The sequence below is a fragment of the Pseudomonas sp. P4_B3 genome (genome assembly GCF_056402295.1).
Genome location: NZ_JBFUHR010000005.1, coordinates 67391 through 84700, shown reverse-complemented (window position 1 = coordinate 84700; position 17310 = coordinate 67391). Strand labels below are relative to the sequence as shown.

Sequence of the window (17310 nt, the reverse complement as noted above, 5' to 3'; positions counted from 1 at the left end):
ACGCTAGAGATCAGCGCTGAAAAAACAAAACGGCCCCGCCAATTCACATTGGCGGGGCCGTTTTTTTTGTTGCTTCAAGCGTTTGCCTTACTCGGCGTCCGCTGCCTTCTCACCGTGAGACAGGCTGTAGACGTAAGCGGCCAGCAGGTGAACCTTGTCGTTGCCTTGCAGCTGTTCTTGCGCAGGCATCTGGCCCTGACGGCCGTAACGGATGGTCTGTTGCAGTTGAGCGAAGCTCGAACCGTAGATGAACGCTGCCGGGTGAGTCAGGTTGGGTGCGCCCATCGCTGGCGTGCCTTTGCCTTCCGGACCGTGGCACGCCACGCAGTTGGTGGCGAACAGTTTCTGCCCGGCAACCGGGTCGGCCTTGGTGCCTTCCGGCAGCTTGCGGCCATCGAGGTTGGTCAGGACAAACGCGGCCACGTCGGCCACGCCTTGCTCGCCGATCACTTCAGCCCATGCAGGCATCACGGCGTGACGACCGCCCATGATGGTGGTCTTGATGGTTTGCGGCTCGCCGCCCCAGCGCCAGTCGGCGTCGGTCAGGTTCGGGAAACCATAGGCGCCCTTGGCGTCGGAACCGTGGCAAACCGAGCAGTTGGAGGCGAACAGGCGGCCACCCATCTTCAGGGCTTGCGGGTCCTTGGCCACTTCTTCGATTGGCATGGCAGCGAACTTGGCGAAGATCGGACCGAACCTGGCGTCCGACTTGGCCATTTCCTTTTCCCACTCGTGAACGCCGGTCCAGCCGGTCTGGCCGTTGGCGAACGGGGTCTGCTTCTCGTTGTCGAGGTAGCCGTAACCCGGCAGCAGGCCTTTCCAGTTACCCAGGCCCGGATACAGCGCCAGGTAGCCCAGTGCGAAGATGATGGTGCCCACGAACAGCATGAACCACCATTTCGGCAGCGGGTTGTCGTACTCCTCGATCCCGTCGAAGGAGTGCCCGACTGTCTCGTCCGTCTGCTCTGCGCGCTGGCCCTTGCGGGTCGACAGCAGCAGCCAGGTCAGGGAAAAGATCGTACCGAGACTGAGGACTGTGACGTACAGACTCCAGAATGTAGTCATTCTTTGTTACTCCTAGAAGCTTGCTCGACGTGCTTGATGGCTTCGGGATCATCCGCGAAAGGCAGCAAGGTCGCGTCTTCAAACTCCGACTTGCGCTTGGGACTGAACACCCACAGTGCCAGTCCGATGAAGGCCACCATCACGACAACGGTGCCCAGGCCACGAATCATCCCGATATCCATCTAATTCACCGTTTGCTTTTGATGATGGTGCCCAGGCCTTGCAGATAGGCCACCAGCGCGTCCATTTCGGTTTTGCCCTTCACAGCATCCTTGGCGCCGGCGATGTCTTCGTCGGTGTAAGGGACGCCGAGCGTGCGCAAGACTTCCATTTTTTTTGCGGTATCTTTGCCGTCGAGCTTGTTTTCCACGAGGAACGGGTAGGCCGGCATTTTCGACTCGGGCACTACGTTGCGCGGGTTGTACAAGTGCGCACGCTGCCAGTCATCGGAGTAACGGCCGCCGACACGGGCCAGGTCCGGACCGGTACGCTTGGAACCCCACAGGAACGGGTGGTCCCAGACGCTTTCACCGGCGACCGAGTAGTGGCCGTAGCGTTCGGTTTCGGCACGGAACGGACGGATCATCTGCGAGTGGCAGCCGACACAACCGTTGGCGATATAAACGTCCCGGCCTTCCAGTTCCAGGGCGGTGCGGGGCTTCATGCCCTCGACCGGCTTGTTGGTGACATCCTGGAAAAACAGCGGAACGATCTGGGTCAGGCCGCCGATGCTGACGGCGATGACCATGAAGAAGGCCAGCAGGCCAATATTCTTCTCGACTGCTTCATGCTTCATCAGTGAGCTCCAACTACGGCAATCTGTTCGGCGGCTTTGGCTTCAGCCGGGTTCGAGGCGCGTACGGTACGGAATACGTTGTAGGCCATGAACAACATGCCGGTGGCGAAGAACGCACCGCCCAGGGCACGGACGATGAAGCCCGGGTGGCTGGCTTGCAGCGCTTCGACGAACGAGTAGGTAAGGGTGCCGTCGTCGTTGATTGCACGCCACATCAGGCCCTGGGTGATGCCGTTGACCCACATCGAGGCGATGTAGAGCACGGTACCGATGGTCGCGAGCCAGAAGTGGGTGTTGATCAGGCCGGTGCTGTGCATCTGCGCACGACCGAACAGTTTCGGGATCATGTGGTAGATGGCGCCGATCGAGATCATCGCAACCCAGCCCAAGGCGCCTGCGTGTACGTGGCCGATGGTCCAGTCGGTGTAGTGCGACAGCGAGTTGACGGTCTTGATGGCCATCATCGGGCCTTCGAAGGTCGACATGCCGTAGAACGCCAGGGAGACGACCAGGAAGCGCAGGATCGGGTCGGTGCGCAGCTTATGCCAGGCGCCCGACAGGGTCATCATGCCGTTGATCATGCCGCCCCAGCTCGGCGCGAGCAGGATGATCGACATCGCCATGCCCAGGGACTGAGCCCAGTCCGGCAGCGCGGTGTAGTGCAGGTGGTGGGGACCGGCCCAGATGTACAGGGTGATCAGTGCCCAGAAGTGCACGATCGACAAACGATAGGAGTAGATCGGACGCTCGGCCTGTTTCGGCACGAAGTAGTACATCATGCCCAGGAAGCCGGTGGTCAGGAAGAAGCCCACGGCGTTGTGGCCGTACCACCACTGGATCATCGCGTCCGTCGCGCCCGAGTAGGCCGAGTAGGACTTGAACAGGCTGACCGGCAGCGACATGTGGTTGACGATATGCAGCATCGCTGTCACGACGATGAACGCGCCGTAGAACCAGTTACCCACATAGATGTGCTTGGTCTTGCGCTTGACGATGGTGCCGAAGAACACCAGGCCGTAGGTGACCCAGACAATGGCCAGCAGAATAGCCAGGGGCCATTCCAGCTCCGCGTATTCCTTGGTGGTGGTGAAACCCATCGGCAAGGTAATGATCGCGCCGACGATCACCGCTTGCCATCCCCAGAAGGTGAAGGCGGCGAGGCTGTCGGAAATCAGTCGCGTTTGGCAGGTTCGCTGCACGACGTAATAAGAAGTGGCAAACAGTGCACATCCACCGAAGGCGAAAATCACCAGGTTGGTGTGCAATGGGCGCAGGCGTCCAAAGCTCGTCCATGGCAGACCGAAGTTCAACTCCGGCCAGACCAGTTGCGAGGCAATGAAGACACCGAGCCCCATGCCAAGGATCCCCCAGACCACCGTCATGATGGCGAACTGGCGGACTACCTTATAGTTATAAGCAGTCGGACTGATTGCTGTGCTCATTCTAAGGTTCCACGGTTTGGGTGTTTTATTAGGATTAAAAATCGGCCGCAAGTATGGAGAAAGCAAGGGGTCATTGCAACGCGCCATGACCTGGGTCAATGCTTTCAAAAGCTGATTCTGCGGCCTTTCCATGCGCCGCGTAAGGACAAAATTGCCCGCGGGCAAAACATCCCGGCGGACTGATCAGGCGAGGGGGTCAGGTCGGATGTAACGGGGTGTGTTCAAACGCAACGTTTGGCTGACCGAAGGCAATTGGTGCGACAGCCGGTATCTACCAGCCTTTGCGGCCTGTCATCGGGCAGATTCGTCGAACACATCGTTCAGGGTCGACCTGGAACCGGCACCGGCCAGTCCGCATCGGGGGAAGCTTAGACCCGAATCCTGGGATCCGAAAGAAAGAGTCACAGAGGGTGCGACAATGGGTCGCAAAGGGACAGGGAACTGCCGCATCCGCGAGAATGCGGCAGCAGAGCGGTCGGGATTTATTCGCGGTTGTCTTCAGCCTGTAAGCGCTCGGTATTCAAACTGTGGGACAGGCTGTACACATACGCGGCCAGCAATTGCACCTTATCGCTGCCCAGCAGTTCGTTCTGCGCCGGCATATGGCCCTGGCGGCCATGCCGAATCGTCTGCTCAAGTTGTGTCAGGCTCGTCCCGTAAATGAAGCCGGCCGGGTGCGTCAGGTTCGGCGCGCCCATGGCTTCAGTGCCCTGGCCGTTTGCCCCATGGCAAGCCACGCAGGTGGTGCTGAACGCTTGCTGTCCGGCCTGCAGGTCGGCTTTGCTGTCGGCAGGCAATGGCAGCTTGGCCAGGCCATGGCGCACATACGCGGCGACGTTTTTCACACCTTCCTCACCCAGGACTTCACCCCAGGCCGGCATCATCGCCATCCGGCCACCCATGATGGTGGTCTTGATGGTTTCTGCATTGCCGCCCCAGCGCCAGTCGCTGTCGGTCAGGTTGGGGAAGCCGAACGCACCCTTGGCATCCGAGCCGTGGCACACCGAGCAGTTGGAGGCAAACAGGCGGCCGCCCATTTTCAATGCCTGTGGGTCCTTGGCCACTTCTTCCACGGGCATTGCCGCAAACTTCGCGAAGATCGGCCCGAACTTCCCGTCAGCCTTGGCCATCTCCTTTTCCCATTCGTGCACCCCGGTCCAGCCGTTTTCGTAGCCGGGGAGGACGCCTTTCCAGTTGCCCAGGCCCGGATAGAGGATCAGGTAGCCGACGGCGAATACCAAGGTGCCGGCGAACAGCATGAACCACCATTGCGGCAACGGGTTGTCGTACTCCTCGATGCCGTCGAAGCTGTGGCCCATGGTCTGGTCGACACTGCCCTTGGTTTCACCCTTGCGGGTGCCGATCAACAGCCAGGTCAGGCCGATCAGGCTGCCGATGGTCAGTACGCAGATCCACGTACTCCAGAAGGTGGTCATGGCCGGGTACTCCTTGTGACAGGTTCTTCAGTGATGTCGGGTTGTGGTTCGTCGGCGAACGGCAGCAGGCGCGCTTCGGCGAATTCCGGGCCGCGCTTGCCGTTGAATACCCACAGCGTCAGGCCGACAAAGGCCACGAACACCACGACGGTGCCAAGGCCGCGGATCATTCCAGTGCTCAATTCGATCTCTATAAAAGACATGGGCATGGCTCACCTCTTGCTCTTGATCGCAGTGCCGAGCACTTGCAGGTAGGCGACCAGCGCATCCATTTCGCTCTTGCCCTTGAGCGAAGCGACGGCGCCGGTAATGTCTTCGTCGGTGTACGGCACGCCCAGGGTGCGCATGGCCTTGATCTTGGTTTCGGTGTGGCTGCTGTCGAGCTGATTGGCCACCAGCCACGGGTAGGCTGGCATCTTCGACTCCGGCACGACGTTGCGCGGGTTGTACAAGTGCGCGCGGTGCCAGTCATCCGAGTAGCGCGCACCGACCCGGGCCAGGTCCGGGCCGGTGCGTTTCGAGCCCCACAGGAACGGGTGGTCCCAGACGCTTTCACCGGCCACCGAATAGTGGCCGTAGCGTTCGGTCTCGGCGCGGAACGGACGGATCATCTGCGAGTGGCAGCCGACGCAGCCTTCACGGATATAGATGTCGCGACCTTCCAGTTGCAGCGCGGTGTAGGGCTTCATGCCTTCCACCGGTTTGTTGGTCACGTCCTGGAAGAACAGCGGGACGATCTGGGTCAGGCCACCGATGCTCACGGCCAGGATCATCAGCAGCAGCAACAGGCCGACGTTTTTCTCGATAGTTTCGTGTTTCATGGCGGACTCCTCAGGCCATCTGCGCGGCAGCGGCGACGGCGGCAGGCTGAGAGGCCCGCACGGTGCGCCAGGTGTTGTAGGCCATCAGGAACATGCCGCTGAGGAAGATCGCGCCACCCACCAGCCGCACGACGAAGCCAGGGTGGCTGGCCACCAGGGTTTCGACGAAGGAGTAAGTCAGCGTGCCATCCTCGTTCACCGCACGCCACATCAGGCCCTGGGCGATGCCGTTGACCCACATCGAGGCGATGTACAGAACGGTGCCGATGGTGGCGAGCCAGAAGTGCGCGTTGATCAGGCCGATGCTGTGCATCTGCTCGCGGCCGAAGACTTTCGGGATCATGTGGTACAGCGCGCCGATGGAGATCATCGCCACCCAGCCCAAGGCGCCTGCGTGTACGTGGCCGATGGTCCAGTCGGTGTAGTGGGAGAGGGCGTTGACCGTCTTGATCGCCATCATCGGCCCTTCGAAGGTCGACATACCGTAGAACGCCAGCGACACCACAAGGAAGCGCAGGATCGGGTCGCTGCGCAACTTATGCCAAGCGCCCGACAGGGTCATCATGCCGTTGATCATCCCGCCCCAGCTCGGCGCTAGCAGGATCAGCGACATCACCATGCCCAGCGACTGCGCCCAGTCCGGCAGCGCGGTGTAGTGCAGGTGGTGTGGGCCCGCCCAGATGTACAAGGTGATCAGCGCCCAGAAGTGCACGATCGACAAGCGATAGGAATACACCGGACGCTCGGCCTGTTTCGGCACAAAGTAGTACATCATCCCGAGGAAACCGGCGGTGAGGAAAAAGCCTACGGCGTTGTGTCCATACCACCATTGCACCATCGCATCGGTAGCGCCGGAGTACAGCGAGTAGGACTTGGTGAAGCTGACCGGCAATTCCATGTTGTTGACGATGTGCAGAATCGCCACGGTGATGATGAACGCACCGAAGAACCAGTTACCGACATAAATGTGTTTGGTCTTGCGCTGCATGATCGTGCCGAAGAACACGATGGCGTAGGCGACCCAGACGATGGTGATCAGGATGTCGATCGGCCATTCCAGCTCGGCGTATTCCTTGGAGCTGGTGTAGCCCAGCGGCAGGCTGATGGCCGCCAGCAGGATCACAAGCTGCCAGCCCCAGAAACAGAATGCGGCAACTGCGGGAGCAAATAAGCGTGTTTGGCACGTCCGTTGTACGGAGTACAACGAACTGGCGAACAAGGCGCAGCCGCCAAAGGCGAAGATCACCGCGTTGGTGTGCAGGGGGCGCAAGCGGCCGAAGCTGGTCCACGGCAGATTGAAGTTGAGTTCGGGCCAGACCAACTGGGCAGCGAGAAAAACCCCGAGCCCCATGCCGACGATGCCCCACACCACCGTCATAATGGCGAATTGGCGGACCACCTTGTAGTTGTAGGCGGTACTGATAGAAGTGTTCATGGTTCCCCATCCACGGTTCAGCCGAAGTGAGCGCACTCGCGCAAGGCAGCGCACCCTTCGGCCGGAGTTATAGGCAGACTAAAAGCGAGGCAAGCATGGACAAAGGGCACAAGGCCGGTATTGACGGGGATCAATGGGCGCAGTGCGTGCGGGATCATGGATGGTTGTGGAATGCCGCCGCTGGCAAGGCTGCGGCGACGCTGATCCTTGCCCATGGCGCCGGCGCACCGATGGACAGCGACTGGATGAGCGACATGGCTGCACGCCTCGCCGCTCAAGGCGTCAACGTGTTGCGCTTCGAGTTTCCGTACATGGCGCAGCGGCGCATCGACGGCGGTAAACGCCCGCCGAACCCGGCGCCGAAACTGCTGGAATGCTGGCGCGAGGTGTATGCCCAGGTGCGACGCCATGTCACTGGGCCGCTGGCCATCGGCGGCAAGTCCATGGGCGGGCGGATGGCCAGTCTGCTGGCCGATGAGTTGGGGGTGGATGCGCTGGTGTGCCTGGGCTATCCGTTCTATGCGGTGGGTAAGCCGGAGAAACCACGGGTTGAGCATCTGGCGGGGCTGAAGACACGGACCTTGATCGTCCAGGGCGAGCGCGATGCGCTGGGCAATCGTGAGGTGGTCGAGGGTTATGCGCTATCGCCGAGTATCGAGGTGTTCTGGCTGGTGGCGGGGGATCATGATCTGAAGCCGTTGAAGGCTTCGGGGTTTACGCATGAGCAACATCTGGACGAGACAGCCAGAAAGGTTGCTGAGTTTTTGTGAGAAGCAAGATCAAAAGATCGCAGCCTTCGGCAGCTCCTACGGGGTGTACGCCGTTCGAATGTAGGAGCTGGCGCAGCCTGCGATCTTTTGATTTTGAGGTTACCGGTTAAACCGCTCCACCAACGAATATTGAGTATTGGCGGTCTTGGTCAGCTCTTCACTCAGCAACGCCGAGTTCTGCGCTTGTTCCGAAGTCTGGTCCGCCAGTTCCGAAATGTTGCTGATGTTGCGGCTGATTTCTTCGGCCACGGCACTTTGCTCTTCGGTCGCGGCAGCGATCTGGGTGGTCATGTCGGTGATGTTGGCCACCGCTTCGCTGATCCCCACCAGTGCCTGGTCCGCTTCCAGTACCCGCGCCACGCCTTCTTCCGCCTGACGATGCCCGGCTTCCATGGTCTGCACGGCAGTACTGGCGGTTTGCTGGAGCTTGGCGATCAGCGCATGAATCTGCCCGGTGGATTCGCTGGTGCGTTGCGCCAGTTGACGGACTTCGTCGGCCACCACCGCAAAACCGCGACCCATCTCGCCGGCACGGGCCGCTTCGATGGCAGCGTTCAGGGCCAGCAGGTTGGTCTGGTCGGCGATGCCTTTGATCACGTCGACCACACCTCCGATTTCGTTGCTGTCCTTGGCCAGTTGGGTCACGGTCACGCCGGTTTCACCGACCACCACCGACAGGCGCTGGATGGCTTCGCGGGTCTCCCCGGCGATGTCACGACCACGACCGGTCAGGCGATTGGCTTCCTGGGTGGCATCGGCGGTGCGTTGTACGTGGCTGGCGACTTCCTGGGTGGTAGCGGCCATCTGGTTGACCGCGGTGGCCACCTGTTCGGTCTCGACCCGTTGACGTTCCAGGCCGCTGGAGCTGTTGTGCGCCAGGGCATCGGATTGCCTGGCCTGATCGGTCAGGTGTTCGGCCGTGTCCTGCAAACGCGTCAGGCAGGTTTTCAGGCGTGCTTCCTGACTGAGTATGGACATTTCCAGACGCGCCTGGGCGCCGCGACTGTCGGTGTACATCTGTGCGATCAACGGATCGGAGGTGGTCTGCTCGGCCAGGCGCAGCAAGCGCTTGAGGCCACGCTGCTGCCACTGAAGGCCCATCAGGCCCAGTGGTACCGAGAGTCCTGCTGCCAGGGCAAACCCCCAATGGGAGTTCAGCGATGCACCGATCATGAAGCTCAATTGGCTGACCAGAATGAACGGCAGCCAGTCCTGCAGGATCGGCAACCATTTATCCGAGGAGGGAACGGCCGGCTTGCCCTGGTTGATGCGTTGGTAGAGCGCTTCGGCGCGTCGGATCTGTTCGGCAGAGGGCTTGACCCGCACCGACTCGTAACCGATCACCTGATTGCCTTCGAAGATCGGTGTCACATAGGCGTTCACCCAGTAATGATCACCGCTCTTGCAGCGATTCTTGACAATGCCCATCCATGGCAAGCCTTGTTTCAGTGTGCCCCACATGTGCGCGAACACCGCGGCCGGGACGTCGGGGTGACGGACCAGGTTGTGCGGTGCACGGATCAGCTCCTCTCGGGAAAACCCGCTGATTTCGACGAAAGCGTCGTTACAGTAGGTGATCATGCCCTTGGCATCGGTGGTGGAAATCAACCGTTGCTGAGCCGGAAAGGTCCGTTCGCGTTGTGTAGTGGGTTGGTTGTTACGCATGGCTTTTTCAATCCGCAAGGCTTTCAAGAGTTGTCGGCTGCGTCGCGGGTTTATTGAATGTTTTTTTAATAGCCTGACGTGTGTCTCAAATTCGCCCTGCGTTGAAAGGATTGACCTGCCCAGCGGTTGAACTTTTCAGGTTTCCCTTAATGGACCCGGCGCGTATGATTCGCGGCTATTTTGCGCGTGACGTTATTTTTGGTCAGGTAGCAAGCGGTACATAACATCCAGGGTGTCGCCGGGTTTCCTGCATTTACATTAATGGAATTTGATTGTTGTTCAGCTTTTGGAAAAGGGCTGGGGATGAATAGGGCAAGTAGCAATGCGTAAGAAAGTTGCAATCATAGGGACGTCGTTCCGTTTTCCAGGCTCTACTTCTGCAACTTTTTGGCCGCACCTACTGGACCGGCAGAGCTTTATTACCCAAGCGGATTTTTCTCGCTGGTCCAAGGACGAGTTCCTGCACCCGGACAAGGCAAACCCAGCAACGTCGTACACGTTTGCTTCCGGTTCCCTGGGCGATATTTCTACTTTCGATGCTGGATTCTTCAATATTTCTCCTCGTGAAGCGGCGGTCATGGACCCTCAGCAGCGATTATTGCTGGAGCTTGGCTGGGAAGTGTTCGAGAACGCCGGTGTCAAACCGTCGAGCCTGCGTGGCAGCGATTGCGGTGTCTACCTGGGGATCGCCAGTGTCGACTACGGCTATCGTCTGACGCATGACATGTCGACGATTGATGCGGCAACCGCCACCGGTAATACCTTCAGTATCGCGGCCAACCGGCTATCTTTTTTTTATGACCTTCAAGGCCCGAGCATGGCCATCGACACTGCGTGCTCTTCTTCCCTGATGGCCTTTCACCAGGCTTGCCAGGCCATTCAGAACGGCGATATCGAACAGGCGATTACCGGTGGTGTCAGCCTGCATCTTCACCCTTTTGGCTTCTTGATCTTTTCCAAGGCTTCAATGTTGTCGCGCACTGGGCAATGTCACGTGTTCGATGAGTCTGCAGATGGCTATGTCCGTTCTGAAGGCGCGGGGCTTTTCTATCTGAAGGATTACGACAAGGCGATCGAGGACGCAAACCAGATCCTCGCGGTCGTTGCCGGCAGTGCGGCTAATACCGATGGGCGAAAGTCGAGTTTGACCGTCCCGAGCGCGGATGCGCAGATAGCCCTGATGAAGCAGGCCTACGACAGTGCTGGCATCAGTGCGACAGACATTGATTACCTGGAAGCTCACGGTACGGGCACGCCAGTCGGCGATCCTATCGAGAGCCGGGCTATCGGTGAGGCGCTGGGGCAGCAGCGCCCGGCGGATCAGCCACTGCTGATCGGTTCGATCAAAAGCAATATCGGGCACCTTGAGGCAGCCTCGGGTGTCGCCGGTTTGATGAAGGCGCTGTACTGCGTGATCGAACGCAAGGTGCCCGCCACCATCGGCATCAAGAAGCTCAATCCGAACATTCCTTTCGCTGACCTCAACCTGAGTGTGGTCACTGAAACCCAAGCGCTCAAACCCAGCGGAAAACTGGTGGTCGGTGTCAACTCTTTCGGTTTCGGCGGGGCCAACGCCCACGTCATCCTGGAAAGTCCGCCACAGGCGCCGCAGGCCCCGCGCCAGATGGGGCAGTCAGTGCCGTTGATTGTTTCTGCCAAGGACAACGCAGCCTTGGCGGCCCAGTCCGAACAGCTGGCGCAATTTTTGTCCGGGCCGGACGCGGCAAACCTTTACGACGTGGCCTACCAGTCGATGTTTCGCCGCGAGTTGCTCCCGCAACGGGTGGTGGTGTTCGGTGCGGATGCTCAACGCAGCGCTCAGACCCTACTGGATTTCGTCACGGAACCGGGCGTTCCGGCGTTGTCGGCGGTACTGGAAAGTGGCCGTGTCCTGGATCAGGCAAAAGGGCCCGTGTTCGTCTTCTCCGGTAATGGATCGCAGTGGCAGGGCATGGGCAAGTCGTTGCTGGCCGATCCGGTTTTCCATCAGGCGGTTGCCGAGGTAGACGCGATTTTCCATGCGCTATCCGGCTATTCGTTGATCGCCGAGCTGGCGGTCGAGCTGGGCGATGACCGCTATCAGTTGACTGAATTTGCGCAACCGGCGTTGTTTGCATTGCAAGTGGGTGTCACCCGCATGCTGGCCGAAAAAGGCGTAGTACCGGTGGCCGTCATCGGCCACAGCGTGGGTGAAGTCGCTGCCGCCTGGGCATGCGGAGCACTGACGCTGAACGACGCCACCCGTGTGATCTACCATCGCAGTCGCCTGCAAGGCTTGACCAAGGGCTGCGGCAACATGTCGGCGGTAGGGTTGTCGGGGGCGGACACTGCGAGCCTGTTGAAGACGCTCGACCTGGACAGCGAGTTGGTCGTCGCCGGCGAGAACAGTTTCAAGGGGGCGACCGTCGCCGGCCAGGTGGCTGCGCTAGAAACCCTGGAACACGCGCTGACCGAGCGTCAGGTATTCGTTCGCCGCCTGGGTCTCGATTATGCGTTCCACTCGCCGGCCATGGATGTGATCGCCGATCAAGTCATCGACGTGTTGAGCGACATCGTCCCGGGTCACGCCAGTATTCCAATGTATTCGACCGTGACCGGCGACGTGCTGGCCGGTGAACATCTGGACGCCGGGTACTGGTGGAAAAACATTCGTTATCCGGTGCTGTTCAAGTCCGCCAGTGAGGCGCTCGCCGAGCAGGGCTACAACGTATTCGTGGAGGTCGGCCCGCACCCGATCCTGCGTGCCTATGTGGCCGATGCGATGGCCAGCCAGGAACTGGAAGGGGTTGTGATCCCGACGGTGCTGCGTGGTGAAGAAAACCCGCAGATGATTGATCGTACGCTGGCGAAGGTACTGATTGCCGGTGTCGACATCGATCTGCAATGCCTGTTTCCTCACTCCGGCCGTTTCGTGCAATTACCCAATTACGCCTGGCAGCGCGAACGTCACTGGCACGCAGACACGCCCGAGTCTTCCGGCCACCTGAGCCGAGAGCGCGTCCATCCGCTGTTGGGTTATCTGCTGCCGGAGCATGAGTTCACTTGGGACAATCGCCTGGATACGCAACTGTTCCCGTCACTGGGCGACCACATGGTGGGTGACTCGGTATTGTTCCCGGGCGCGGGTTTCACCGAAGTCGCACTCGCTGCTGCATTGCAGTATCAACCCGGTGAGTATGTGGAAATCGAAGAGCTGGAAATTCACAGCCCGCTCTTGCTTCACTCGGATTTCAGCAAAAAGGTCCGTGTGATGATCGACACTACCGACGGTGCCCTTTCCATCGTGTCGCGCAGCACTGCCCAGGCTGAGCCGTGGGTGCAGCATGTGGTTGCCAGGCTTGTGGGTGAAGCGCGCGGCGGGTTGCTGGCCAGCACCGCTCCAGTCGTTCCAGCGCGCGCTCCTGATTTCACCTCGTCCGGGCACCTGGCGCTGACCCGTGCGGTTGGTCTCAATTATGGCCCGGCTTATCAAGCCGTCGAGGCAGGCTGGATCGACGGCAACCAGGTGTTGGCGCGGTTGACGGTCCCGGCCCCGATCGAGGATGAACTCGCAACGTTGAATGTGCACCCGGCACTGCTGGACAGTGCCTTCCAGTTGATCACCCAACTGTTGGACCAGGAGGCCGACAGCCGCAAAGACCTGGCCTTTATCCCGGTGAAACTCGGGCGTATCGCCTTCGCTGCTGGCAGCCTGCCGCCTTGTCTGGCCCAGGTCACTCTGGTACGACGTTCAGCGCATTCCCTGTTGGCGGACTTCACGTTGTACGACGTCCATGGCCGCGCGGTCATCTGCATCAAGGACGCCCGTTTTCGTGGGGTTCGGCTGCACAAGGATCGCAGTGGCGACATCAAACTGGTGGACTTTGTCGGGGTTGCCAAACCCTATCCTGCGAATGAACGCGCATTGCCATTGGCGGACTCACGGTTGGAGGCGCAGCTGCAGCAGCACCTTTGCGCTATCGCGGATGATCCCGGATTGCTCCGTTATGCCGATGAAATCGACCCTTTGCTCGACGGTCTGTGTGGCAGTTTCGTGCTGGAAGCCATCGAGAAGCTGGGCGGTGAGCTGACGCTGCAGCAGCGCTCCACTTGGGAAGCTGGAGGTTATCTTGACCATCTTCTTGAGCAAGCGCTGGAGGATGGCAGCCTGGTTGCGGCGGGCAATGGCGGCTGGCAGCTTGCCGATCAAGGCGAGCGAGCGAGTGCGCAAGACATCTGGCAGGAACTGTTCAGCAGCTATCCCGAACACTTCCAGATCATTCATTCGGTCGGCCGGATCGGCATGCATCTGCTGGAGCTGATCAGCGGTCAGGTGAAGATTGCGCAACTGCTGCCACGGGAAACCACGCCCGCCGCATTGACCCGCCTGGTGCTCGGCGCGTCCGGTCACCAAGCGTTGCTGGGCGGTCTGCGAGAACATATCGCCCAACGGTTGAGCGCTCTGCCTGACGGGCAGCGCCTGCGTATTCTCGAACTCGGTTTCGAGGGGGCACCACTGGCGGCAGACTTGTGTGTCGGCCTGGATTTTGACCGGGTCGATTATCAGTACTCTGCGCAGAACATTGAAATCGCGTCGATGCTCCAGGCTGAGCTCCCGGAGCTTCAGATACTGAGTCTGGAGGCGTCGGAAAAAATCGCTCGGGTGCCGGCGAACGACTTCGATCTGGTCCTTGTCGCCACCGACCTGGCACCGCTGGAAGCCGTCAGTCAAGGCTTGCACCATGGCGCTGCAAGGCTGTGTGCCAACGGTGAAGTGCTTCTGTTGGCGCAACACCCTGCGCGTTGGGCGGACTTCACATTTGGCGCCGAACCTTCCTGGTGGCTGGCCCGACAGGGGCAACAGGCGTTAGCGGTGCAACAGCCCCCGGGATTCTGGCAACAGGAATTGCGGCGTCATGGCCTGAAGGTGTCCGAGCCGCTGGAGTTCATTCCGGACTCGGCGTCTGGCTGCTATCTGTTGGTAGCCGCCGAAAATTCCGCGAAGACCCTCGCGGTTGCACGTGAGTATCCGCGCCAGAGCTGGTTGCTGGTAGCCGATGGGCAAGGTCCTGAAGCACCGTTTGCCCGGGCACTCGCCTCGATGTTGCGCGAGCAAGGTCAAGAGGCCGCGCTGCTCGCGCCTGGCTCGGCATCGGATCTGGCGCAACAGTTACGTGAACGTCCAGCGGTGCCTCAACACGTGGTAATGCTGGCCGGCCTGTTCGCACCCCAAGGGCTTGATGCCCAGGCTGACCGCTGCATGCACGCCGCTGCCATCACGCAAGCCTGTGAATCGGCCGGCGTCGCTGCGGATTGCTGGTTGCTGACCTCCGGCGCCGCCATCCATTTGTTACCGCAAGGCACCCGCCTGGATACGACTGTGCAAGGCATTGCCGATGCTGCCTTGTGGGGCTTCGGTCGGACGTTGACGAACGAAGCAGTCGGTTGTCGAGTTCGTCTGCTCGATCTGGCGATTGGCGCTGGCGTCGAGGCCCTGGTGCCGGCACTGCTCAATGCGGATGAAGAAACCGAACTGGCGATCAGCGCGGCGGGCGATCGGTATGTCGCACGGCTGCGAATCCAGCCCGATGAGTTGCCAGGCAGTGCGCTGCTGGATGCGCCGACGCAGATCAGGCTCGGCTTCGATTTGCCGGGGCAGCTGCGCAATTTGCGCTGGGAAGCACGAGCGCCGCTGGTGCCGGCAGACGATGAACTGGATATCGAGGTTCAGGCCACGGGTTTGAACTTCCGCGATGTTATGTTCGCGTTGGGTCTGCTGTCTGATGAAGCGATCGAAAATGGCTTCTCGGGCCCGACGCTGGGCTTCGAGTTTGCCGGTGTGGTGCGCGGTAAAGGGGCGATGGTCGAGGGTGATTTCCAGCCGGGCGACCGTGTCGTCGGTTTTGGTCCGTCGAGCTTCGCCAATCGCCTGATCACCAACGCCAATGCTGTGGCGCGCATTCCTGAAGGCATGTCGTTTGAAGCGGCGGCGACCATTCCGAGTACTTTCTTCACCGTGTATTACGCCGTGCATCACCTGGCGCGGCTTGAACCGGGAGAGAAAATCCTGATTCACGGTGCAGCGGGCGGCGTCGGCATTGCCGCGATCCAGATTGCAAAATGGTGCGGCGCCGAAATCTACGCCACGGCGGGTAGCGACGAGAAGCGCGATTTCCTGCGCCTGTTGGGCGTCGAGCATATCTTCGACTCGCGTTCGCTGGCGTTTGCCGATGACATCCTGGCCATTACCGATGGCCGCGGCGTGGACGTAGTACTCAACTCCCTGGCGGGTGAGGCCATCAATCGCAACCTGCGAGTACTCAAGCCGTTTGGTCGCTTCCTCGAACTGGGCAAGCGCGACTTTTACCAGAACACCAAGATCGGCCTGCGGCCGTTCCGCAACAACATCAGCTACTTTGGCATCGATGCCGACCAGCTCATGAGCGAACGTCCGCAGCTGACCCGTCGGCTGTTTGGCGAAATGATGGCATTGTTCCGCGACGGCATTTTGAGTCCGCTGCCTTATCGCGCCTTCGATGCCAATGAAGTCGTCGAAGCATTCCGCTACATGCAGCAGGCCAGGCAGATCGGCAAGATCGTCGTCACCTACCGCACACCGATCCAGCAGGTTTTCCACGCGCCGGTGGCGCAGGTTCAGGCCTTGCAACTGGCCGCCGACGGCACCTACCTGGTGACGGGGGGGCTCAGCGGTTTCGGTCTGCGTACTGCGCAATGGCTGGTGGAGAAGGGCGCGCGTCACCTGGTGCTGCTCGGTCGTCGCGGTGCTGCTACCGAAGAAGCGCAGCCGGCGCTGGCGGCGTGGCGCGAGCAAGGTATCGAGGTGCAGGCGCTGGCTTGCGATATCACCGATAGCGCTCAATTGCGCAGCGTGCTGGCGAGCATCGAAGCCTCCAAGGCACCGTTGCGGGGCATCGTGCATGCGGCCACCGTGTTTGATGATGGGCTGATCCGCAACCTCAGCCAGGAGCAGTTGCAACGGGTGCTTGAACCCAAGGCCAAAGGCGCGCAATACCTGCATGAATTGACGGCCCATTTGCCGTTGGACTTCTTCGTGCTGTTTTCCTCGGCAACGACCTTGTTCGGCAACCCGGGGCAGGCCAACTACGTCGCCGCCAACCATTGGCTCGAAGCGTTGGCGCGTCATCGCCTGGCGCAGGGGCTGCCGGCAACCAGCGTACTCTGGGGAGCCATCGATGATGCGGGTTTCCTGGCGCGCAACCAGGACATCAAAGATGCCCTGCAAAGCCGCATGGGCGGTGCTGCCCTGCAGTCGCAAGCGGCACTGGAAACTCTGGAGCGGTTGCTGTTGCAGCGGCGTTCGGGGCTGGGCGTACTTGAGCTGGACTGGAAAGCACTGTCGCGATTCCTGCCGGCAGCCGGCTCGCCCAAATTCAATGAGCTGGCCAGATTGCACGGTGGTGAGCAGGACGAAGAAAGCGATGTCGACGATATCCAGCGGCTGTTGACCGAAATGGACGACTGCGAGCTGATCGAACTGTTCGGTGAAATGCTTAAACAGGAAATCAGCGAAATCCTGCGGTTACCAACCAGCAAACTGGACGCCACGCGACCGCTTCAAGAGTTGGGGCTGGACTCGCTGATGAGTGTCGAACTGGTGGTGGCAGTCGAGGAGCGATTCGGGGTGCGTCTGCCGGTAATGGAGCTGAGCGAAGCGTCAAGCATCGGCAAAATCACTGTTCGAATCCTTGAACTCCTGCGAGGCAATCAGGATTGCGATGTGCAACCGGATACCGAACATAACGGGCAGACGCTGACGAGCGATACGCTCGCCCGTCACGGGGTCGACATTTCCCGCGACGACATTGCGCCGTTGAGCACCCAGGATTTGAAACCTTCACGTTTGATTAATTGATCCGGAC

Annotated in this window: 11 protein-coding genes; 2 read left to right on the top strand and 9 right to left on the bottom strand. The window is 60.2% G+C overall.

Annotation, left to right across the window (positions count from 1 at the left end):
- Window positions 1–87 precede the first annotated feature (87 nt).
- The 8 genes from ccoP (AC1DWG_RS07160) to ccoN (AC1DWG_RS07125) form a co-directional block, all read right to left on the bottom strand.
- Entirely contained in the window at window positions 88–1065 is a 978-nt protein-coding gene (gene ccoP, locus AC1DWG_RS07160; RefSeq protein ID WP_477753676.1) for a cytochrome-c oxidase, cbb3-type subunit III, read from the bottom strand.
- Entirely contained in the window at window positions 1062–1247 is a 186-nt protein-coding gene (locus AC1DWG_RS07155; protein ID WP_003175465.1) for a CcoQ/FixQ family Cbb3-type cytochrome c oxidase assembly chaperone, read from the bottom strand. The genes ccoP (AC1DWG_RS07160) and AC1DWG_RS07155 overlap by 4 nt, the downstream gene beginning before the upstream one ends.
- A 5-nt stretch (window positions 1248–1252) precedes the next feature.
- Window positions 1253–1861 carry a cytochrome-c oxidase, cbb3-type subunit II gene (ccoO, locus tag AC1DWG_RS07150; protein WP_009042961.1) on the bottom strand — a complete coding sequence of 203 codons (609 nt, stop codon included), beginning with the start codon at window positions 1859–1861 and terminating at the stop codon, window positions 1253–1255.
- Window positions 1861–3303 carry a cytochrome-c oxidase, cbb3-type subunit I gene (gene ccoN, locus AC1DWG_RS07145; protein WP_046041350.1) on the bottom strand — a complete coding sequence of 481 codons (1443 nt, stop codon included), beginning with the start codon at window positions 3301–3303 and terminating at the stop codon, window positions 1861–1863. Before ccoN (AC1DWG_RS07145) ends, ccoO (AC1DWG_RS07150) begins: the two co-directional genes overlap by 1 nt.
- Before the next feature lie 482 nt (window positions 3304–3785).
- Window positions 3786–4739 carry a cytochrome-c oxidase, cbb3-type subunit III gene (ccoP, locus tag AC1DWG_RS07140; RefSeq protein WP_477762368.1) on the bottom strand — a complete coding sequence of 318 codons (954 nt, stop codon included), beginning with the start codon at window positions 4737–4739 and terminating at the stop codon, window positions 3786–3788.
- Window positions 4736–4948, bottom strand: a complete 213-nt coding sequence (locus AC1DWG_RS07135) for a cbb3-type cytochrome oxidase subunit 3 (RefSeq protein ID WP_477753674.1) — start codon at window positions 4946–4948, stop codon at window positions 4736–4738. Before AC1DWG_RS07135 ends, ccoP (AC1DWG_RS07140) begins: the two co-directional genes overlap by 4 nt.
- A gap of 3 nt (window positions 4949–4951) precedes the next feature.
- Window positions 4952–5560: a cytochrome-c oxidase, cbb3-type subunit II gene (gene ccoO / locus AC1DWG_RS07130; protein WP_008020035.1), complete on the bottom strand. Its 609-nt coding sequence runs from the start codon at window positions 5558–5560 to the stop codon at window positions 4952–4954.
- Window positions 5561–5570: 10 nt separating this feature from the next.
- Window positions 5571–6995, bottom strand: a complete 1425-nt coding sequence (ccoN, locus tag AC1DWG_RS07125; RefSeq protein ID WP_477787555.1) for a cytochrome-c oxidase, cbb3-type subunit I — start codon at window positions 6993–6995, stop codon at window positions 5571–5573.
- Window positions 6996–7090: 95 nt separating this feature from the next.
- Here ccoN (AC1DWG_RS07125) and AC1DWG_RS07120 point away from each other — a divergent pair, with 95 nt between their 5' ends.
- Window positions 7091–7765: an alpha/beta family hydrolase gene (locus AC1DWG_RS07120; protein WP_477762366.1), complete on the top strand. Its 675-nt coding sequence runs from the start codon at window positions 7091–7093 to the stop codon at window positions 7763–7765.
- A gap of 99 nt (window positions 7766–7864) precedes the next feature.
- Here AC1DWG_RS07120 and AC1DWG_RS07115 read toward each other — a convergent pair whose 3' ends face one another.
- Window positions 7865–9430, bottom strand: a complete 1566-nt coding sequence (locus AC1DWG_RS07115; RefSeq protein WP_477762365.1) for a methyl-accepting chemotaxis protein — start codon at window positions 9428–9430, stop codon at window positions 7865–7867.
- A 322-nt stretch (window positions 9431–9752) separates the two neighbouring features.
- On the opposite strand from AC1DWG_RS07115, the gene AC1DWG_RS07110 reads away from it, so the two are divergent.
- A complete protein-coding gene (locus tag AC1DWG_RS07110) occupies window positions 9753–17303 on the top strand; it encodes an SDR family NAD(P)-dependent oxidoreductase (RefSeq protein ID WP_477787554.1) in 7551 nt (2516 codons plus the stop codon).
- The last annotated feature ends 7 nt before the right edge of the window (window positions 17304–17310 follow it).